Genomic DNA, 17,836 nt, shown 5'->3' with positions numbered 1-17,836 from the left:
TTTTGTTACCGTTCGAGTCAAGGTTCTCGCGACGTGCCGCTCATGATAGGACGCTAGCCGAACGAACGAATAACGGACCCGATCATGCCCAAAAGCGCCTTCCTCCGCGACGCCCAGGCGCGCGGTTTCATTTTCCAGTGCACGGATCTCGATGCCCTGGACGAAGCGATGCTGGCCGGACCGATCACCGCCTATATCGGGTTCGATCCCACCGCGGACTCGCTGCATGTCGGCAATGCCCTGTCCATCATGGCGCTGCGCATGCTTCAACGGCATGGTCACCGGCCGATCGCCCTGATGGGCGGCGGCACGGCGCGCATTGGCGATCCTTCGTTCCGGGACGAGGCACGCGCCCTGATGAGCCCGGAGAAACTCGCGCATAACCTCAACGGCATCGAGGGAAGCCTGCGGCAATTTCTCCACTTCGACGAACAGGACAATGGCGCCATCCTGGCGAATAACGCCGACTGGCTCGACAAGCTGTCCTACATCGATCTGCTTCAGGACGTAGGCGTCCATTTCTCGGTCAGTCGCATGCTTTCCTTCGATAGCGTCAAGCAGCGCCTTGATCGCGAGCAGGGCCTGACCTTCCTCGAATTCAACTATTCGATCCTGCAATCGTACGACTTCCGTGAATTGAACCGCCGTCACGATGTCCGCCTCCAGATGGGCGGCTCGGACCAGTGGGGCAATATCGTCGCGGGCATCGATCTGGTGCGCCGCACTGACGGCAAGCAGGTTTTCGGTCTCACAACCCCGCTCGTCACAACCGCGTCCGGCGCGAAAATGGGTAAATCCGCGAAAGGCGCGACATGGCTCTCCGCCGAACGCCTGCCGGTATTTGAATACTGGCAATTCTGGCGCAACACGGAGGATGCCGATGTCGGGCGCTTCCTCAAGCTCTTCACCGAATTACCCGTCGAGGAATGCGAGCGACTGGGCGTCTTGCAGGGCGCGGACATCAACGAGGCCAAAAAGATACTCGCAACGGAAGCCACGGCCATCTGCCACGGACGTCCTGCCGCCGAAGCGGCGGCCGAGGCTGCCCGGCAGACCTTCGAACAGGGCGCTCTCGCCGGTGAGCTGCCCCGTCGCGATATCACCGCCCAACTGCTGGATGAGGGAACGCCGGCATTCCGCATACTCGTTGAGGCCGGTCTGGCCACCAGCAATGGGGAAGCTCGCCGCCTGATCCGGGGCGGCGGCGCACGACTGAACGATATCGTCATCACGGACGAAAACCAGAGCGTCACGCATGCCGATCTTCGGGACGGCGTCGCCAAGCTGTCCTCCGGCAAGAAACACCATGTCCTGATTCAGCCTGCATGACATTTGTCAGGTCATATCGCTGATCGAGGGGCATAGCGCCCCACCCCCTCCTGTTGCTGTCTACGAAACGACCGCAACAGGAGATCCGTTCATGCCATCGAATCGCTGTGAAATAACCTTTCGCGGTCTGTTGACCGACGCATTAGGCCTGCTATTCGCTGCTTTCTGGGCCTTGCGTGCCGCCACTGCCCTACATGTTCCGCTATCTGCCGCGCTTTTCGTCATCGGACCGGTGACAGGCGCCTTGCTGGCAGGTTTCGTCTGGCGCGACATCATCCTGCGACGTCCTGAAATCACAGTCGATATCCGCCTTTCACGCTATACGCGGATCGGACGCATCATCGCCTTCACCATCGTCGGGAATATCTGTCATATATTCCATCAACAGGCATTGCTGCTGCCGCTCTTCGGCCTCATCATCGGCATTTCCTATTGGCCGCTGGGCATCGCAATGCGTGAACCGATCCATCTGTTCGTTGGCACAGCTGTCGTCCTCGTCACGCTGATATCCCTCCCCTTCCCGGCAACGGCACATCAGGCAATCGCCGGAACCGGAACGGCGCTGGCCGTGTGGACGGGCTGCGCCCTGAGATTGGGACGTATGGCAACACCGCTCTCCGTGGAACAGACCGCTTGAACGCCATTTCCGCAACGTTCCGCGGCCCACATGGTGCGAGCCGGTTCCGTTGGTTCTATCTTGTCTATCTCATCATCTATCCCATTCCCTGGTTCTATGACGGCTTCCACACACTGGATATCGTCGGCAGCGGCGTCGGGCTGATCGCATTTCTGACCATCTATCTGTCCTACGCCCCCCTTCAACCAGCCTTCTGGCAAGGATGGGCCATCGCCGGCATCGCGTTCGCCATGGCACCGTTCCATGGCATCTGGACCGTCTTCATCGTCTACGCGAGCGCGACGTTCGCCGGATACGCATCACGCCACCGCGCGGTCGCCTCTCTCGTCTTCGTTCTGCTGATCCTTGGCCTGTTCTGCTGGTGGACACATCGGCCCTGGCCGGATGCGGTGTTCGGCGCCAGCTTCAGCATCGCTTCTTTTGCCGGCACGTCGTTGACGACGGATCTCGCGCGCCGTCATCGCCAACTTCTCGAAACGCAGGAGGAGGTGCGACATCTCGCCGCCAGCACGGAACGCGAGCGGATCGCGCGCGACCTGCACGACCTGCTCGGCCACTCGCTGACGGTCATCGCCGTCAAAGCGGAACTGGCGGAACGTCTCAACACGCTGGACTCGTCCCGCTCACGGCGCGAAATCCAGGAAATCGCCGAAACCGCCCGCCAGTCCCTGCGTGAAGTCCGTGCCGCCGTCGCCGGCATGCATGGCGCTTCGTTGCCGAGAGAGGTCGCCCAAGCCGAGTCATCGTTGCGCAGCGCCGGCATCAGAATGCAGCTCTCCGGCGATCCCGAAGCCGTCGATGTCTCCCAGGACGGCATACTGGCCATGGCACTTCGCGAAGCGGTCACAAATATCATTCGCCATACCAAGGCGGCCCATTGCACAATCCGATTGCAGCAGGAACGCAGCAAGACGGCCGTCATGATCATCGAGGACGACGGGCAAGCCTACATTCCCGTCAACGCGCGCAAGCCGCTGACCGAAGGCCACGGTTTGCGCGGCATGCGCAGCCGGCTTGCGGCGGCGGGCGGCGCACTGCATATCGAACAGGGCACGAAAGGATTGCGTGTCACGGCAAGATTGGGCGCATCGTCATGACCGAACGTAAAATCCGTCTGGTGATCGTCGAGGATCAGGCGATGCTGCGTGAGGCGATCGTCACCCTCCTCTCACTCGAAGGCGACCTGCAAGTCGTCGGTCATGCGCCCGACGGGCAGGCCGCCTACGCCATGATCACCGAACACCAACCCGATATCGTCGTCACCGATATCGAAATGCCGCAGATGAGCGGCATCGACCTGGCTGAAAAGCTTCGTCGGGAAAAAGCGCGCACGCAGGTCATGATCGTCACGACCTTCAGCCGCGCGGGATATCTGAAGCGTGCCCTCGACGCCGGCGTGCGCGGTTACCTGCTCAAGGATTCACCCATAACGCAATTGGCCGATGCGATCCGCAAGGTGGCGGCAGGTGGGCGCGCCGTGGCAAAGGAACTCGCGGACGCAGTATGGGATGCTGCCCCCGACCCCCTGAACGATCGCGACCGCGCCATCCTCCGTATGGCGGAAGCAGGACGCAGCAACCAGGAGATCGCCGAAGCGCTGTCCCTGTCCCCCGGTACCATCCGGAACTATTTTTCGGAAACGGTGCAGAAACTCGGCGCACGAAACCGCATGGATGCGGGACGCATTGCCCGGCGAAACGGCTGGTTATAGAGGTGACGTGAGCAGGCGCACGATACGCGCCGTCACCGCACGTTCATCGTATAATGCGCAGGCGCGCGCCCTGCCTGCCACACCCATCTTCGCTCGCAAGACTGCGTTGTTCGCAAGACGCTGCAAGGCTCGGGCCAATGGCGCCGCCAGCCCGGGTGTCACCAGCAGCCCTGTCTCGCCATCGACCACCTGTTCGCGCGGACCACGGATATCCGTTGCCACGACCGGTAATCCGCTGAGCATCGCCTCGATCACCGACATCGGCAGGCCTTCGAAATGGCTTGGCAATACGAAAATATCCGCCGCCGCCATAATCTGCGCCACGTCGGCCCGATGACCCAGACGCTTCAGCCGATCGCCCAGAACCACTTCAGCGTGCGCGAAGGACATGCCCATGTCGTCGCCATGATCGGACGTCAACCGCGATCCCACCACCCAGAGTTCCGCATTCGGCACGCTTTCCATGGCGCGCAGAAGCTCCGGATAACCCTTGTGTCGCACAAGACGCGATACCGCGAGGACGACGATGCGTTCCGGCGAAACGCCCAGTTCCGCGCGAACCGCCTGACGCGCGACCGGGTCCGGTTGGAATTGCGCCGGATCACGACCGTTCCCGACCGAAACCGGCCCTGGATGAATGCCGAGACGCCGCGCGTCTGCCGCCTCCTCATCCGACACCGTCATGTAGACATCGGTAATACGTCCGGCGAGCCATTCCAGACACCGCGCCAGAACGCGCCGCGTCAGTTTCCCGGGCTGATTGAAAAGGAAGCCATGGCATGTGTAGGCCACAACCGGCACGCCGGAATGCCATGCCGCCAGACGCGCCAGAAGCCCACTGATCGGCATGTGCGCGTGCACGATATCCGGACGTTCCCGCTTAATCAGCCGGCGTAAGGCAAGAAACGCACGCGCCTGCGCCAGTGGCGAGAATGACCGGACAAGCGGCATGGCACGAACGACGAAACCCTCCGCCCGGACAACGTCCAGATCGGGGCCATCCGCGCACGCCCCCACGACGTCGTGGCCCTCCTCACGCAGTGCTCTCATAAGCGGCAATAGGAACTGCCGCATCGAGAAATCCACATTCGTCACTTCAAGAATCTTCAACGCATGCGGACGGGGAGCACCCGACCGCATCGTCATTCCGGCACCTTTTCCAGCATCCAGTGAATGGTCTGGCGAAATGCCTGCGCCGTCACACCGAGCGACGGTTTCGTGGATGACTCATCTACCCTATCGGCCGCAGCCGTGTCTGTGCCCGGCACTTCGGGCGCCGGCGTCTCGGCATGCGACGAGGCCGTGTCGCTCCGTGCCTCCGCGCCAGCTTCTTCAGCCTGGTCGAGAACGTCCAGACTATCCGTCGTATCGGCCACGACATCGTCCTGCACGATCTCCGGTGCCGTCTTTGGCGGCACTGGCGCCGTGATGATGATCTGCGCAGTCCGCCTCAGCTGGCCGTCACCGGTGTAAACACTGTCCTCCAGAGACAGTGCCCCGCCGTCATGCCGAAAGCGCCAGATATTCTCCTCAGCGTGCAGGATGACCTCATCCCGCTCATCGGAAATCTGCGCACTGACATCGGGATGGAGATGGAAGCGTAAAGCAACGGGCACTTCCCTCTCCGCCTCGACCGTTTCCTCGCCACGCAGATCACTACCTTCGGCATTGAGATAAAGCCGCCGCCGCCAGTTCGCGCCCAGCGTCGTGCGATAGCCATCGTGCGACAGATCGAGCCAGTGCGCGCCGTCCTGCGCGGTCTGCCTGGCCGTGACATGCGCCGGACGGCGCGACAGACCCCCATCCGCCGCGAAATCGACACAGGACCGGTCGTCGAGCACAAGCGTCGTATGCGCCGCCGTGGCGCGCAGAGCGTGCTCCCAGGCCCCCATGGGCGCGCTGCCGCAATTGACGAACAGTCGCTGCCGACCATGGGAGAACTCGAAGGACAGCGGTCCGCCATGCGCCATCCGATCGAATCCATGTGGCGGCGGCATTCCGCCGTCGACGAACAGCAGGGACTTGCCCGCGGCAACGCGGATAAAACCGCTATCCGGCATGGACGGCGCCAACAGGCGCTGCCGTGCACCGTGCTGCAACACCATCTCCACAAAGCCCGGCGGATGTTCGGATGCGCCATTGAAAATGGCGAGACCGCCATCCGCATGACGCATCGCGCGCAGCACCGGGCAGACACGCGCCAATCCAGCAATCACGGCGGGCGCTGGCGGCATCTGCGCCATACGCAGGATCGCGCTCATCTCCGCCAGTTCCCGCGCCGTCTGCAGCTGAGCCTCGGGGCTGCGTTCGGCAAGAGAGCCATCGGGTAACAGCAGCCGATCAATATCCTGATCGAGATAGCGCAGGAAACGCGACAGAAAGCCGCTCTGACTCGGGATGGAGACAGCCGCCGCCAGCAGTCCCTTGAGCGCCGTCAGTCCGCGCCAGCCCTGAACCGGCAGCGGCAGCAGGGCCGCGATCGTCCGCCCCTCCACCAGCAGACGATCCATCAGCCGTTGCCGAAAAACCTCATCGGCCGAAGCGGCGAAGAAATCGTAATGACCCATCCAGGCCGCCAGTCGCGCGCCCGTGGTCGCGGCATCGACGATCAGGGGGTCGGTCGGCGGATGATCAAGCCAGCTACCGACGATGGCGCGGGCGCAGAGCCGCGCCTCGTCACTGCCGAGCGCACGCAGATCGCGCAACCACGTGAACCCATGAAGCCACTCCCGCTCGGGGCCGGGCAGTTCGACGTGCTCCCAGTCGTTCAGATTGAGCTTGTGATCACGAAAGCCGAAATGAAAATGCCCCTTGATCAACCTTGCGCCGTGCCCGGCATCGCCAGGCCACAAGTCGCGAATGATATGCGCCGGCGCGCTGGGCGCGCGCGCCAGCCCCGGCAGATTGGGCAAACGAGCAAGAGATAGCCGCGCCTCGCGCGTCCAGCGACGCATCATAAAAGTTTCGCAGACTCCATCTTTCGGCCGATCCTCGGGATATCCTGTCGGGTAACTGTCAGGAGGGACGCCCTGCCTCACGCAGGGCCATAATGGCGCTTTCGTAATCCTTCCTGCCGTAAACCGAGGTTCCCGCCACCATCATGTCGGCCCCCGCTTCCGTCGCAAGGCGCGCCGTATGCACGTCCACGCCGCCATCCACGCCAATCCGGATATCGCGACCTGTCGCGTCTGCCATGCGGCGCAGCGTCCGAATTTTGGGCAACTGGCTCTCGAGGAATTTCTGGCCACCGAAACCGGGATTGACCGTCATGACGAGGATGATGTCCACAAGATCCAGCACATACTGAAGCGCTTCCGGCGGCGTGGCCGGGCAGATGGCGATCCCCGGCTTCTTGCCTAGCGCCCGGATATGCTGGAGCGAACGGTGAACATGAGCGTTATTCTCGATATGGACGTGGATATGATCCGCTCCGGCGTTGGCGAACGCCTCGATGAACGGGTCCGTCGGATCGATCATCAGATGCACGTCGAAAGGCTTGTCCGTATAGGGCCGCAATGCCGCAATCATCCCGGGGCCGAACGTCATATTCGGCACGAAATGCCCATCCATGACATCAAGATGCAGCCAGTCTGCACCGGCATGGCTGACAGCCGCCACTTCCTCACCCATACGGGCAAAGTCGGCGGAAAGGATGCTTGGAGCGATCAGGGGGGAATGCAGCGCGACCATGGAGCCGATTTAAGAGCCAAACACCGGCAAAGCGCAAGGCATAGACGGCACGATCACGAAAATCCGAACGCCTGCCTTCGAAATCGTGACCGGCAGGATATCAAACCCGCCGCAGACGGGCTGCGAAGAAGCCGTCCATGCCGCCGCGCTCCAGCCACATGCCGGGATGCGTGCGGAAATAGCCCTCTGGCGTCCGCGCCATCGGCATGGCTGCCAGTTCGTCCGGCGTGAACGGGTCGAGCCGCCATCCCTTCTTCAGGGCCGCCTGAATCCGCTGCGGCCCTTCCTCATCCTGTAATGAACATACCGCATATAAAAGGATTCCATCGGGACGCAGCATCTCGTAAGCCGCGTCGATCAGTCGGTCCTGCCCCTCGGCCAGAGCCGTGACATCGCGCGGACGCTTGACCCACAGGACGTCCGGATGTCGCCGCAACGTGCCGGTCGCCGAGCATGGCGCGTCCAGCAACACCGCATCCACGGGCACCGCCGGACGCCACGTCGTCGCATCGGCCGTGACGCACTCGGCCTCCACGTTCAATCGTGCCAGATTTTCCTGCAGCCGAACAATTCGCGCGGCATCACGCTCGACCGCCGTTACCCGCACGTCGGAGACTGCCATCTGGGCGGTCTTGCCCCCCGGCGCCGCGCAAAGATCGACTACGCTCCAGCCGGGCTGGGCATTCAGAAGCCGCGCCGGCATCGATGCCGCAACATCCTGCACCCAGAACTGTCCCGACTCGAAACCCGGCAGTTCCGTCACGCGCGTTCCCACCGGAAAACGTATGCTGCCGTTCGGCAAGACCTCGCCACCCGCCGGCGCTTCAGCACCGGGGCGCATCGTCAGATCGAGCGGCGCTTCACGATGCAACCCGGCCGCGATCGATCGCGCACGATCGCCCCATGCGGACCAGAGCCATGGCGGAACATCGAGCCGCGCGTCGTCCAGGCCATCCGCCAACGTGTCTCCCTCTCGGGCGACACGACGTAACACGGCGTTCGCCAGGCCCGCGAACGGTGCGAGACCACGCCGCCGCAGTAGCGCGACAATCGTGCCGACCGCCGCATGCGGCGGCGTCGCCAGCAGACGGAGTTGCGCCACGCCCATCAGGAGCGCGCAGCGAACGGGGGCCGGCGGCTCCCGGCGCAAAAGCGGCTGGAGAAGTTCCGTCAAACTGCCCATATGCCGCAGAACCGTTGCCGCAAGACGATGGGCGCTCGCACGATCCCGTGCATCCGCGACCGTACTGCGGTCCAGAGTCGTTTCCAGCATGCGGCGATGCTCGACAACGCCGCACAGGATATCGAAAGCGAGATCGCGCGTCGGATCGGCATCCGGGCGTGGGGCAGGACGATGAGGGCGGTGCCGGGCGGGAGTATTCGGTTTGGACATTCCGCCAGCCAATGGCATTTCGCGCGCTCGCGCGCTACCCCTTGCGAGACGAAGCCATGCAATCCGGGCGGAGCATCATGACCGAAAACGACATTTCAACACGTCTCGCAGCCGTGCGCGGACGTATCGCCGCCGCAGCCGAAGCATGCGGCCGGCCCTCTTCAGACGTCCAGCTGGTCGCCGTCAGCAAATTCCATCCAGCCGAAAGCATTGCGCACGCACTCGAGGCGGGGCAGCGCATTTTCGGCGAGAATCGCGTTCAGGAAGCCGAAAGCAAGTTCCCCACGCTTCGCACGCGCTGGCCTGACCTGCGCCTGCATATCATCGGCGGCCTGCAGACGAACAAGGCCCTGGCCGCCTGCCGCATCGCCGATGTTATCGAAAGTCTGGATCGCCCGCCCCTCAGCGACGCGATCGCACGTGCCGGAGATCGGCTGGGCCGCCTGCCCGATCTGTTCGTCCAGATCAACACCGGTGACGAACCGCAGAAATACGGGGTGCCGCGCGCCGAGGCAGCAGCCTTCATCGACGCGACAAAGCGCCGTTTTGGCGATCGTGTGCGGGGTCTCATGTGCATTCCGCCGGAAGACCAGGACCCGCGCGCGCACTTCGCGTGGCTGGCGCGGACGGCGCGGGAGGCAGAACTGCCGGCAATTTCCATGGGGATGTCCGCCGATTTCGAGGCAGCGATCGCCGAGGGCGCAACCCTCGTGCGCGTCGGCACGGCGATTTTCGGCGCCCGCCCCGCCATCGGCGCCTGATCGAATAATGCGCGTCCCGCTTGCGATACACGCCGAAAGGATCGTATGCGGTCATTTCAGGCGTTTGCAATGATGGACAATTGATGACTGACAGGCCGGACGCGACGTCTGCCCCGCAATCCCATTCGTTATCGAATGCGCCCGTCGGCCTTGTCGCGGGCGCCGGTTCATTGGCGCAGCCAGCAGACCAGGCAGCGCGACGCGGCAACGCGCATGAGTTCGGCGCGGACGAGCACGCGCGGGATCATCGGACACCGGTCGGTGCCGCGGCGCTGCTGGGCGTGCTCGGCGTTGTCTATGGCGATATCGGCACGAGCCCGCTCTATGCGCTTCAGTCCTCGGTCAATATCGTGGGCTCCGTCGCGCACCCCGCGAAACCATGGGAAATCCTGGGTATCGAGAGCCTGATTTTCTGGGCGCTCATGCTGGTCGTCACGTTGAAATATGTGCTCCTCGTGATGCGCGCGGACCATGACGGCGAAGGCGGCATCATCGCCCTGATGTCCCTCGCCCAGCGCGTCTGCAAATCGCCCAGGTTCCGATGGATCTTCGGCCTGGTGGGCATCGGTGGGGCATGCCTGTTCTTCGGCGACGGCATCATCACGCCCGCCATTTCCGTCCTGTCGGCCGTGGAAGGCATTGAGGTTTCAATCCCTTCGGCCGCTCATATCATCATTCCCGTGGCGATCGTCATCCTGATCGCGCTGTTCAGCGTTCAGGCGCTCGGCACCGGCACCATCGGTCGCGCCTTCGGACCGATCATGCTGATCTGGTTCCTCACCATCGCCCTCCTCGGCATCAGCAGCATCGTCCATGCACCGGAAGTGCTCTGGGCGCTCTGGCCTTTCTATGCCCTGCAGTTCGTCTATTTCCATGGCTGGCTCGCCTTCATCGCTCTCGGCTCGGTCGTGCTGTCCGTGACCGGCGCCGAGGCGCTCTATGCCGATATGGGGCATTTCGGCCGAAGCCCCATCCGCTACGCCTGGCTTTTCTTCGTTCTGCCGGCACTGACACTCAATTACCTTGGCCAGGGCGCATTGCTGCTCCGTCACCCGGAGGCGCTTGCCAACCCCTTCTACCATCTCGCACCGCACTGGGCGCAGATCCCGCTTCTCATCCTCGCGACGATGGCGACCGTCATCGCCAGTCAGGCCGGTATCTCGGGCGGATTCTCACTGTGCCGGCAGTTGATTCAACTGGGCTATCTGCCGCGCATGCGCATTACCCACACGAATGCGGAAGAAGAAGCGCAAATCTACCTGCCGGTCTTCAACTGGCTGCTCGGTATCGGCGCCCTGCTTCTGGTCGTCTCCTTCCGCTCCTCATCCGCGCTGGCCGCTGCTTACGGTATCGCGGTGACCGGTACGTTCATGTGCACCGCCGCGCTGGCCATGGTCGTGTTTCGCCGTGTCTTCAAATGGAGTGCGCCTGTCGTCGGCGTCGTATTCGGTTTCTTCTTCCTCAGCGACACCACGTTTTTCGCGGCGAATGTGCTCAAGATTCCGGATGGCGGCTGGGTTCCTCTGGCCATTGGCGTGTCCGCAACCATCCTGATGACGACATGGCAGCGCGGCCGCAACCTCATCCGCGCCCGCCAGCAGGCGGACAGCTTGCCCGTCGCATCCTTCCTGGCGCGGTTGCCGCAATCGCGTACGCTCCGCGTGCCGGGCATGGCGGTCTTTCTGACCGCGAACCCCGATCAGGTACCCACCTGTCTCCTCCACAATCTCAAGCACAACAAGGTTCTACACGATCATGTGCTTTTCGTGACGGTGCAAAATCTCGACCAGCCGGAAGCCGAACGCGGCCATCGCGCCATGGTGCAGGAACTGGCACCCAACATCCATCGCGTCATTCTGCGCTACGGCTTCATGGAGATTCCGAACCTGCCCCGCGCGCTCGAGGAACTTAATGCGATCGGCGTCGAATTCGACGCGATCCAGGCTTCCTATTTCGTCTCCCGCGAACTCGTCGTGCGATCGACATTGCCGAAGATGTCTCTCTGGCGGATGTGGCTTTTCCTTCTACTTGCCCGCAATTCGATCCCGAGCACGGAATTCTTCCGTATTCCGCCGGACCGCGTGGTCGAACTCGGGGTCCGGATCGCGATCTGATCGTGCCCGACCGTTCGGAACCGCTGGGGCTCTACGTACATTGGCCATTTTGCCTGGCCAAGTGCCCTTACTGCGACTTCAACAGCCATGTGCGCGACGTCATTCCGCAGGCGCGTTTTCGAGACGCGCTCCGTCGCGAACTGTCGAACGACGCCGCACGATTGGGACGACGCCCGTTACGCTCGATATTCTTCGGCGGTGGCACACCTTCGCTGATGGACCCGGAAACAGTGGCGGCACTGATCGAGGATGCCACGACATTGTTCGATCCCGCGCCCGATCTCGAAATCACGCTGGAAGCCAACCCGACCAGCGTCGAACGCGATAAGCTGGCGGCGTTCCGGCAGGCGGGCGTCAACCGTGTATCGCTTGGCGTCCAGAGTCTGAACGACGACGCCCTCAGGGCACTTGGACGCGAGCATTCGGGGCGACAGGCGGTGGCCGCGTTGGAAACGGCCCGCAAGATCTTCGACCGTATATCGTTCGATCTCATCTACGCCCGGCCGGAGCAAACGGCCCTGACATGGCGTCATGAGCTTGAAACGGCACTCGATCTCGTCTCCGATCATCTGTCGCTCTACCAGTTGACCATCGAACCCGGCACCGTGTTCGAAGGGCACTACCGGCAAGGCAAGATCATCCTGCCGGAGGACGATCTTTCGGCGGCGCTCTACGATATGACAGGTGAGATCGCCCAGACCCGCGGCCTCCAGGCCTATGAGGTCTCGAACTACGCCCGTCCCGGCGCGGAGAGCCGCCACAATCTCGTCTACTGGCGCTATCAGGACTATCTCGGCATCGGACCAGGCGCTCATGGCCGCCTGACGCTGAACGGGCAACTCCACGCAACCCGCCGGCATCGTGCACCGGAAATCTGGGCGGAACGGGTGGAAGCCCGTGGTAGCGGTAGCACGCAGGAAACGCCCCTCAACGCGGAAGAGTGCGGACGCGAGGCCCTTTTGATGGGTTTGCGCCTTGCCGAGGGCATAGACCTTCGACGTTTCGAGGCGCGAACGTCCCGCGCGCTGGCCGACTGCGTCGATGAGGCCATACTCGAAGCCGCGATCGCCGAAGGCTATCTCGAACACGGGTCCGATCGACTTCGGGCCACCCATCAGGGACGTTTGCGGCTTGAAGCGCTACTCGGCGCACTCGTGCTTTGACACGCAGATTGCCGCATGAACCGCTTTCAGGTTCAATCCCTCTATCGTAATGACTCAGCTTCCTTTCATCCTTCCGGAGAACGACCGTTCATGCGCCGACTGATCCCATCGCTGTTTTCCCTCGCGCTGTTCGGCGCAACGAGCATGGTCGCACAGGCGCAGACGACCCCGGAACTTGTGATCGAAGACAACGATTTCCTCGGCCCGGGCGGATCGGATGTGCAGTCCATCCTGCCGTTCCTCAATAATCCTCATATCCGGCTGCTTGGCCTGACCGTTGCGGCAGGCGACGACTGGGAAAACGCCGAGTCCGCACATATTCGCCGCTTTCTGGAGATTTCCCGCCATCGCGATATCCCGGTCTATGACGGCGCAACCCAACCGCTGGTCAACACGGTCGAACTGATGAGGCTCCGCGAGGTCCAGTTCGGCACGATCCCGTGGAAAGGCGCATGGGGCGGTCTTGGCAGCATCGACAAGACACCCGATACGCAGCCGGCACTCGGCAAGCTGCCCGAGGGCACACCCACGCTGAAGGCCGGCGACCTGCCGGCGGCCATGTTCCTGATCCAGCAGGTTCATGCGCATCCTCATCAGGTCACCATCGTCGAGGCTGGTCCTATGACCAATCTGGCGCTGGCCATCCGCCTCGATCCCAGCTTCGCCGCCACGGCGAAGCAACTTGTCTTCATGGGCGCCTATATCGATCTCAACCTCATGTCGGTCACCGGTAACGCCGATAACGGATCGGACTTCAACATGATCTTCGACCCCGAAGCGGCGCACATCACCCTGACGGCAGCCTGGCCGCGCATCACGTCGATCGCCAACGTGTCCAACGATATCATGATGTCCCATGACGACATGGCGAAACTGACGAACGCGCGTCACACGCCGGTGACGGACTACATGCTGAAGTACTACGCCCCGCTGCCGATGTGGGATGAAGTTGCATCCGCCGTCGCGGCCGATCCGTCTCTCATCACCAGGTCCGTGGATGCCTACATGGACGTGGAGACGGGCAAAGGCATCAGCTACGGTCACGCCTATGTCTGGCCGGAGGCGCTAGCACCGAAACGGATGGGCGTGCGCCAGGTCCGGATCGTCCAGTCCGTCGATACTGCCCGTTTCATGAAGCAATTCGCACAGGCGGCACAGAATGCCATGGGCACTCACTGAACGCCGTGCTGCATCTCATCAAACTCGCCGTTGGTTGCCCAACTCTCGACATGCTGGCTACACGCATGCAGGAGCAGCGCGTCGACGGTCACGGGGTGATCCATACCCGTACCATGCCGAAGCGCGCGACGGAGATCCTGTCCGGTGGGTCGATCTATCGCGTGCTGGACGGGATGATGCTCTGTCGGCAACCGATCACGGACCTTCGCGCCGTCAAGCGCGCCGACGGCAGCAGCGGAACACTCATCCTGGTGAGCGACGATATCATCCCCGTCTCGCCGCGTCCCGTGCGCCCGTTCCAGGGCTGGCGCTATCTGGAGCCAGACGACGCACCGGGCGATCTTTGCGCTGGCGACCCCGCGACACAGGGGCTGGAAGACCTGCCGCCATCCCTGCGTCGTGCCCTGGCCGGACTGGCGCTGATCTAGCCTGACACTGAACGATCGGCCATCGCGCCCGTCGCCGCGACCATCTGCAGAATTTGCCCGGTCGTCAGGTCCGAGACGACCTGCTTCAGTGCCTCGGCATTGCCACTTCGAACATATTGCGCCATCTCGCGCAGTTGCGCCGCCCCTACCGGATTCGCATGACGCAGTCCAGCTTCCATATCGAAACGCAGTAACGTCGCCTCCCCACTGAGACGCCGCAATGCCCGCAAAATCTCGATATGCTCGCGCGCTCTACGGCCCGTCACGCTGCTCGCCGTCAGACCGCCGAGAAGCGGCAGGCCGCCACGGGCAAACTCTGCACCGATAGTGGCCACACCGGCATCGCGCTGGGTCGTCGCCATCGCCGCCCGCGTCGGCGCATCATTGATGCCATCCATGATGTAAGCCGCATATTCCAGATTACCGGCGAGTGCCTGTTGCAGCAGATGTGTCATGTCGCCGCTGTCTCGCTCCGGCCACAGGAACACGACGCACGCCAAACCGATGATTGCACCAACGATATTGTCCTCGGCGCGTAGCGCCGCCAGCCTCGGACCTGGCGTCACCAGATCCGCAACCAATACGAAGAGGCTTGTCAGGAACAACACAAGCATCGTGTAGTTCACGCCGCGCATGGCAACCGCACATAATGCTAAAATCGTGATCGCCCCCATCAGTGGCGCAATTTCATGCAGCCAGTTGCCAAGCACGGCGGCCAGAATGCTGCCTGCAATGCTGCCGACAAGCCGCTCGAGACTGCGCGTCAGCGTCGTGAAGCCAGCAGGCTGCACGACAAGCAACGCGGCGATCAAAGCCCAATAGGCATAGTCTAGCCGGAAATAGAGGCAAACCGCCTGCGTCAACACCAGGGCGATGGACAACCTGCCCGCATGTCGCCAGATGGCCGCGCTCGGTCGGGCAAACCGCCGAGCGGCGGCGGAGATGTCGAGATTGGCCTGCGCATTCATCAAGGCCGATGCAAGGCCCAACAAGGCATCCGCACAGATACGTAGCAGATGGGCCGATGGCTCGTCCGATGAACGGACATCCCGCGCGAGAACCCGCTCCGCCTGCACTTTCAACGCCTGTGTCGCTGGCTCGAGACGTTGAACCTGCCGGGCGGCTTCGCGGCAAGATGCCGCCAGACGGGCCAGTTCGGACTTTTCGAATGGTCTCGGGCCGCGAATTTCGAACAGATGCTCAATGGCCAGCATCGCCGTGAACAGGCGCTCCGCTGTTGCCAGGCTCGCTTCAAGACGCACCCGCATGAGGCTATTGCCATGGCCTGCGTCAAGCTGGACCGTCAGGGCACGCGCACGTTCTATGGCGTTGCGAACGGCCTGTCGATGAACGGTTTCCCGAAGCCTGCCCATCGAAAGCTCGGACAACATAATCTCGAGCGCCTGATAGATCGCCGCGACCGCCTTTCTTGCCGACGCATAAGGCTGCAACCGCCAAAGGATAAGACAGAGCAGCAGCGCAACGAGACACCCGGCCATAAATAGCGTGGCGGTAAGGACGGCGCCTGTAATACCTTGGGGAAATCCGGTTGCCGCCACCGATGCCGCGCCGATCAACAGGCAAAGCTGCATGACGACTGGCGAGAACATGCGCGCCAGACCGCTCCCGATCCCCACAAGCAGCAGAATCGGAAAAACGGCAAGCGACGAAAAATGCACGAGCCATGTCGTCAATGCGACGACAACACCACCGTAGAGCGTGAACCCACCCAGTATCTGCACACGCTGCCGATCGGTTCCACCCGGATCGATCAGGCATGCCCAGAACGTGGCGAAAGCAATCCATGCGTAAAGAGGCCGATGCAGATACAGAGCTGGGACCAGCGCCGTCGCTGTCGCCACGGCGGCGCGAAGGCCTTCCCAAAGACTGAATTGCTCGGGCGTCAGTGCAATCGCATGTCGCGCCAGACGGCGTGACAATGCGGCAAGCAACCTACGCGAAAACGACGGCGCGTGCGATGACGCGTCGCCCATACGTCAGCGACCCGTCAGGATACGCTCGACCAGTTGCTTGACGGTCGGCGTGAAGCCGTCCGCATAAAACGGGTCCGAGCCGAAGCGCCACGCATTCGTGCCGCTGAACATCAGGTTATGATCGACAAGGTTATCGGCAGCCGCAATCCCATTGGCTTCATCGGCATGCGAAATCGTCTGCAAGGTTTTCTGAATGCAGAACGAGCGCGGGTCTGCCTTGATCCCGGTGGAATAGGTCGGCCCCCGCTGGCTCCAGTTGGAAAAGCGGCATTCCGACAGACAGCCCATGCAGGCAGCCTGATCGGCGACGATCTGCTGCGCGTCATCGGCGCTCACAAAGACGAGCGTCGAATCGGGCGTTCGCATGGCTTCGTCGAAACCTTCAGCTTCCCATTCCGCGATCCGCGCAAGATCCGCCGCCGTGACATAGACAAGCCGCTTGCGCACACCGACGCCGTAGGGCTCAAGATGGTCCCCAACCGGCTCGGAACTATAGGCCACCTGCCGCTCGGAGCGGCCCAGCAGATCGTGCAGGAAGCTGTTGTTGATCGCTGAAGAATAAAAGCCCGTCGGCGAGAAGCGGTTAAGATAGACATCCCCCTGCTTAAGGGTGCGCAGCCGACGTTTCCATGCCATCGGAATGGGACTTTCTTCCGTCAGAAGCGGACGTGTCCCGAACTGGAAGACGATAGGCCCCAGATCGGGATTGCCGATCCAGTCTTCCCACTCTTCGAGCCACCAGACGCCACCAGCCATAATGATCGGCGTCTGCGACAAGCCATAATTATTCATCGTCTGCCGCAGTGCCAGAACCCGCGGAAACGGTTCTTCCGGGGCCAGCGGGTTCTCGGTGTTCGAAAGCCCGTTATGGCCGCCGGCGCGCCATGGATCCTCATAGACGACGCCACCCAGCAATTCAGCCGTCTTGTTGTAGGACCGCTTCCACAAGGCATTGAAAGCCCGGGCGGAAGACACGATCGGATAGTAATGAACACCGAAATGCGCGGCGATCTCTGACAACCTGTAGGGCATGCCCGCGCCGCAGGTCAGTCCATCAATACAACCGGGCGCACCTTCGAGAATTCCGGTGATGACCCGCTCGGCCGCACCCATTTCCCAGAGAATATTGGCATTGACCATGCCACGACCGCCCGCGATATCGCGGGCCGCGCGAACCTGCGCAATGCCGCCATCGATGGCGTATCGCACAAGTTCTTCCTGTCGATCGCGTCGTGTCCGGCCATGATAGACCTGCGGAACCGGATGGCCAGCCTCATCGTAGCTATCGGCATTGACGGCCGAAACGGTACCGACACCGCCTGCGGCCGCCCAGTAACCGGCGGATACGCCCGTCGAAACCGAGACTCCCTTGCCGCCCTCGACCAGCGGAAGAACATCCCGGCCCGCCATACGAACCGAATCGATCAACTTCATTAT

The 17,836-nt window shown here is 62.5% G+C and carries 15 protein-coding genes; 9 read left to right on the top strand and 6 right to left on the bottom strand.

The window, feature by feature from the left end; genetic code table 11:
* Positions 1-84 precede the first annotated feature (84 nt).
* The 4 genes from tyrS to A0U93_RS15030 all read left to right on the top strand — a co-directional run bounded on the left by tyrS (position 85) and on the right by A0U93_RS15030 (position 3,677).
* Positions 85-1,329, top strand: coding sequence for a tyrosine--tRNA ligase (tyrS, locus tag A0U93_RS15045; RefSeq protein WP_077808046.1), 1,245 nt, complete (start codon positions 85-87; stop codon positions 1,327-1,329).
* A gap of 91 nt (positions 1,330-1,420) precedes the next feature.
* On the top strand, positions 1,421-1,966 hold the full coding sequence (locus A0U93_RS15040; RefSeq protein ID WP_077808045.1) for a hypothetical protein: 546 nt from the start codon (positions 1,421-1,423) through the stop codon (positions 1,964-1,966).
* Positions 1,963-3,063, top strand: coding sequence for a sensor histidine kinase (locus A0U93_RS15035; RefSeq protein ID WP_077808044.1), 1,101 nt, complete (start codon positions 1,963-1,965; stop codon positions 3,061-3,063). The genes A0U93_RS15040 and A0U93_RS15035 overlap by 4 nt, the downstream gene beginning before the upstream one ends.
* Positions 3,060-3,677 carry a response regulator transcription factor gene (locus tag A0U93_RS15030; protein ID WP_077808043.1) on the top strand — a complete coding sequence of 206 codons (618 nt, stop codon included), beginning with the start codon at positions 3,060-3,062 and terminating at the stop codon, positions 3,675-3,677. Before A0U93_RS15035 ends, A0U93_RS15030 begins: the two co-directional genes overlap by 4 nt.
* Here A0U93_RS15030 and A0U93_RS15025 read toward each other — a convergent pair.
* The 4 genes from A0U93_RS15025 to A0U93_RS15010 form a co-directional block, all read right to left on the bottom strand.
* On the bottom strand, positions 3,672-4,787 hold the full coding sequence (locus tag A0U93_RS15025) for a glycosyltransferase family 4 protein (RefSeq protein ID WP_077808591.1): 1,116 nt from the start codon (positions 4,785-4,787) through the stop codon (positions 3,672-3,674). The genes A0U93_RS15030 and A0U93_RS15025 overlap by 6 nt on opposite strands.
* Before the next feature lie 32 nt (positions 4,788-4,819).
* Entirely contained in the window at positions 4,820-6,634 is a 1,815-nt protein-coding gene (locus A0U93_RS15020) for a heparinase II/III family protein (protein WP_077808042.1), read from the bottom strand.
* Positions 6,635-6,692: 58 nt separating this feature from the next.
* Positions 6,693-7,367 carry a ribulose-phosphate 3-epimerase gene (gene rpe / locus A0U93_RS15015; protein ID WP_077808041.1) on the bottom strand — a complete coding sequence of 225 codons (675 nt, stop codon included), beginning with the start codon at positions 7,365-7,367 and terminating at the stop codon, positions 6,693-6,695.
* Positions 7,368-7,467: 100 nt separating this feature from the next.
* On the bottom strand, positions 7,468-8,760 hold the full coding sequence (locus A0U93_RS15010) for an RsmB/NOP family class I SAM-dependent RNA methyltransferase (RefSeq protein WP_174807211.1): 1,293 nt from the start codon (positions 8,758-8,760) through the stop codon (positions 7,468-7,470).
* Positions 8,761-8,816: 56 nt separating this feature from the next.
* On the opposite strand from A0U93_RS15010, the gene A0U93_RS15005 reads away from it, so the two are divergent.
* From A0U93_RS15005 to A0U93_RS14985, 5 genes are all read left to right on the top strand, one after another.
* A complete protein-coding gene (locus A0U93_RS15005) occupies positions 8,817-9,521 on the top strand; it encodes a YggS family pyridoxal phosphate-dependent enzyme (RefSeq protein ID WP_077808590.1) in 705 nt (234 codons plus the stop codon).
* Positions 9,522-9,604: 83 nt separating this feature from the next.
* Complete coding sequence (locus A0U93_RS15000) at positions 9,605-11,635, top strand: potassium transporter Kup (RefSeq protein ID WP_077808039.1); 2,031 nt, start codon at positions 9,605-9,607, stop codon at positions 11,633-11,635.
* 2 nt (positions 11,636-11,637) lie between these two features.
* A complete protein-coding gene (gene hemW, locus A0U93_RS14995; protein WP_077808038.1) occupies positions 11,638-12,798 on the top strand; it encodes a radical SAM family heme chaperone HemW in 1,161 nt (386 codons plus the stop codon).
* A 90-nt stretch (positions 12,799-12,888) separates the two neighbouring features.
* Positions 12,889-13,977, top strand: a complete 1,089-nt coding sequence (locus tag A0U93_RS14990; protein ID WP_077808037.1) for a nucleoside hydrolase — start codon at positions 12,889-12,891, stop codon at positions 13,975-13,977.
* Between the two features lie 5 nt (positions 13,978-13,982).
* A complete protein-coding gene (locus A0U93_RS14985) occupies positions 13,983-14,405 on the top strand; it encodes a DUF1489 family protein (RefSeq protein WP_077808036.1) in 423 nt (140 codons plus the stop codon).
* Here the strand turns inward: A0U93_RS14985 and A0U93_RS14980 are convergent.
* A complete protein-coding gene (locus A0U93_RS14980) occupies positions 14,402-16,399 on the bottom strand; it encodes an FUSC family protein (protein WP_077808035.1) in 1,998 nt (665 codons plus the stop codon). The genes A0U93_RS14985 and A0U93_RS14980 overlap by 4 nt on opposite strands.
* A 3-nt stretch (positions 16,400-16,402) precedes the next feature.
* Positions 16,403-17,833, bottom strand: coding sequence for an NAD(P)H-dependent flavin oxidoreductase (locus A0U93_RS14975; protein WP_077808034.1), 1,431 nt, complete (start codon positions 17,831-17,833; stop codon positions 16,403-16,405).
* Positions 17,834-17,836: the final 3 nt, after the last annotated feature.

Source organism: Neoasaia chiangmaiensis, from assembly GCF_002005465.1.
Lineage (GTDB): Bacteria > Pseudomonadota > Alphaproteobacteria > Acetobacterales > Acetobacteraceae > Neoasaia > Neoasaia chiangmaiensis.
The sequence above is the reverse complement of the archived record's forward strand: the minus strand, read 5'-3'. Positions and strand labels throughout refer to the sequence as shown.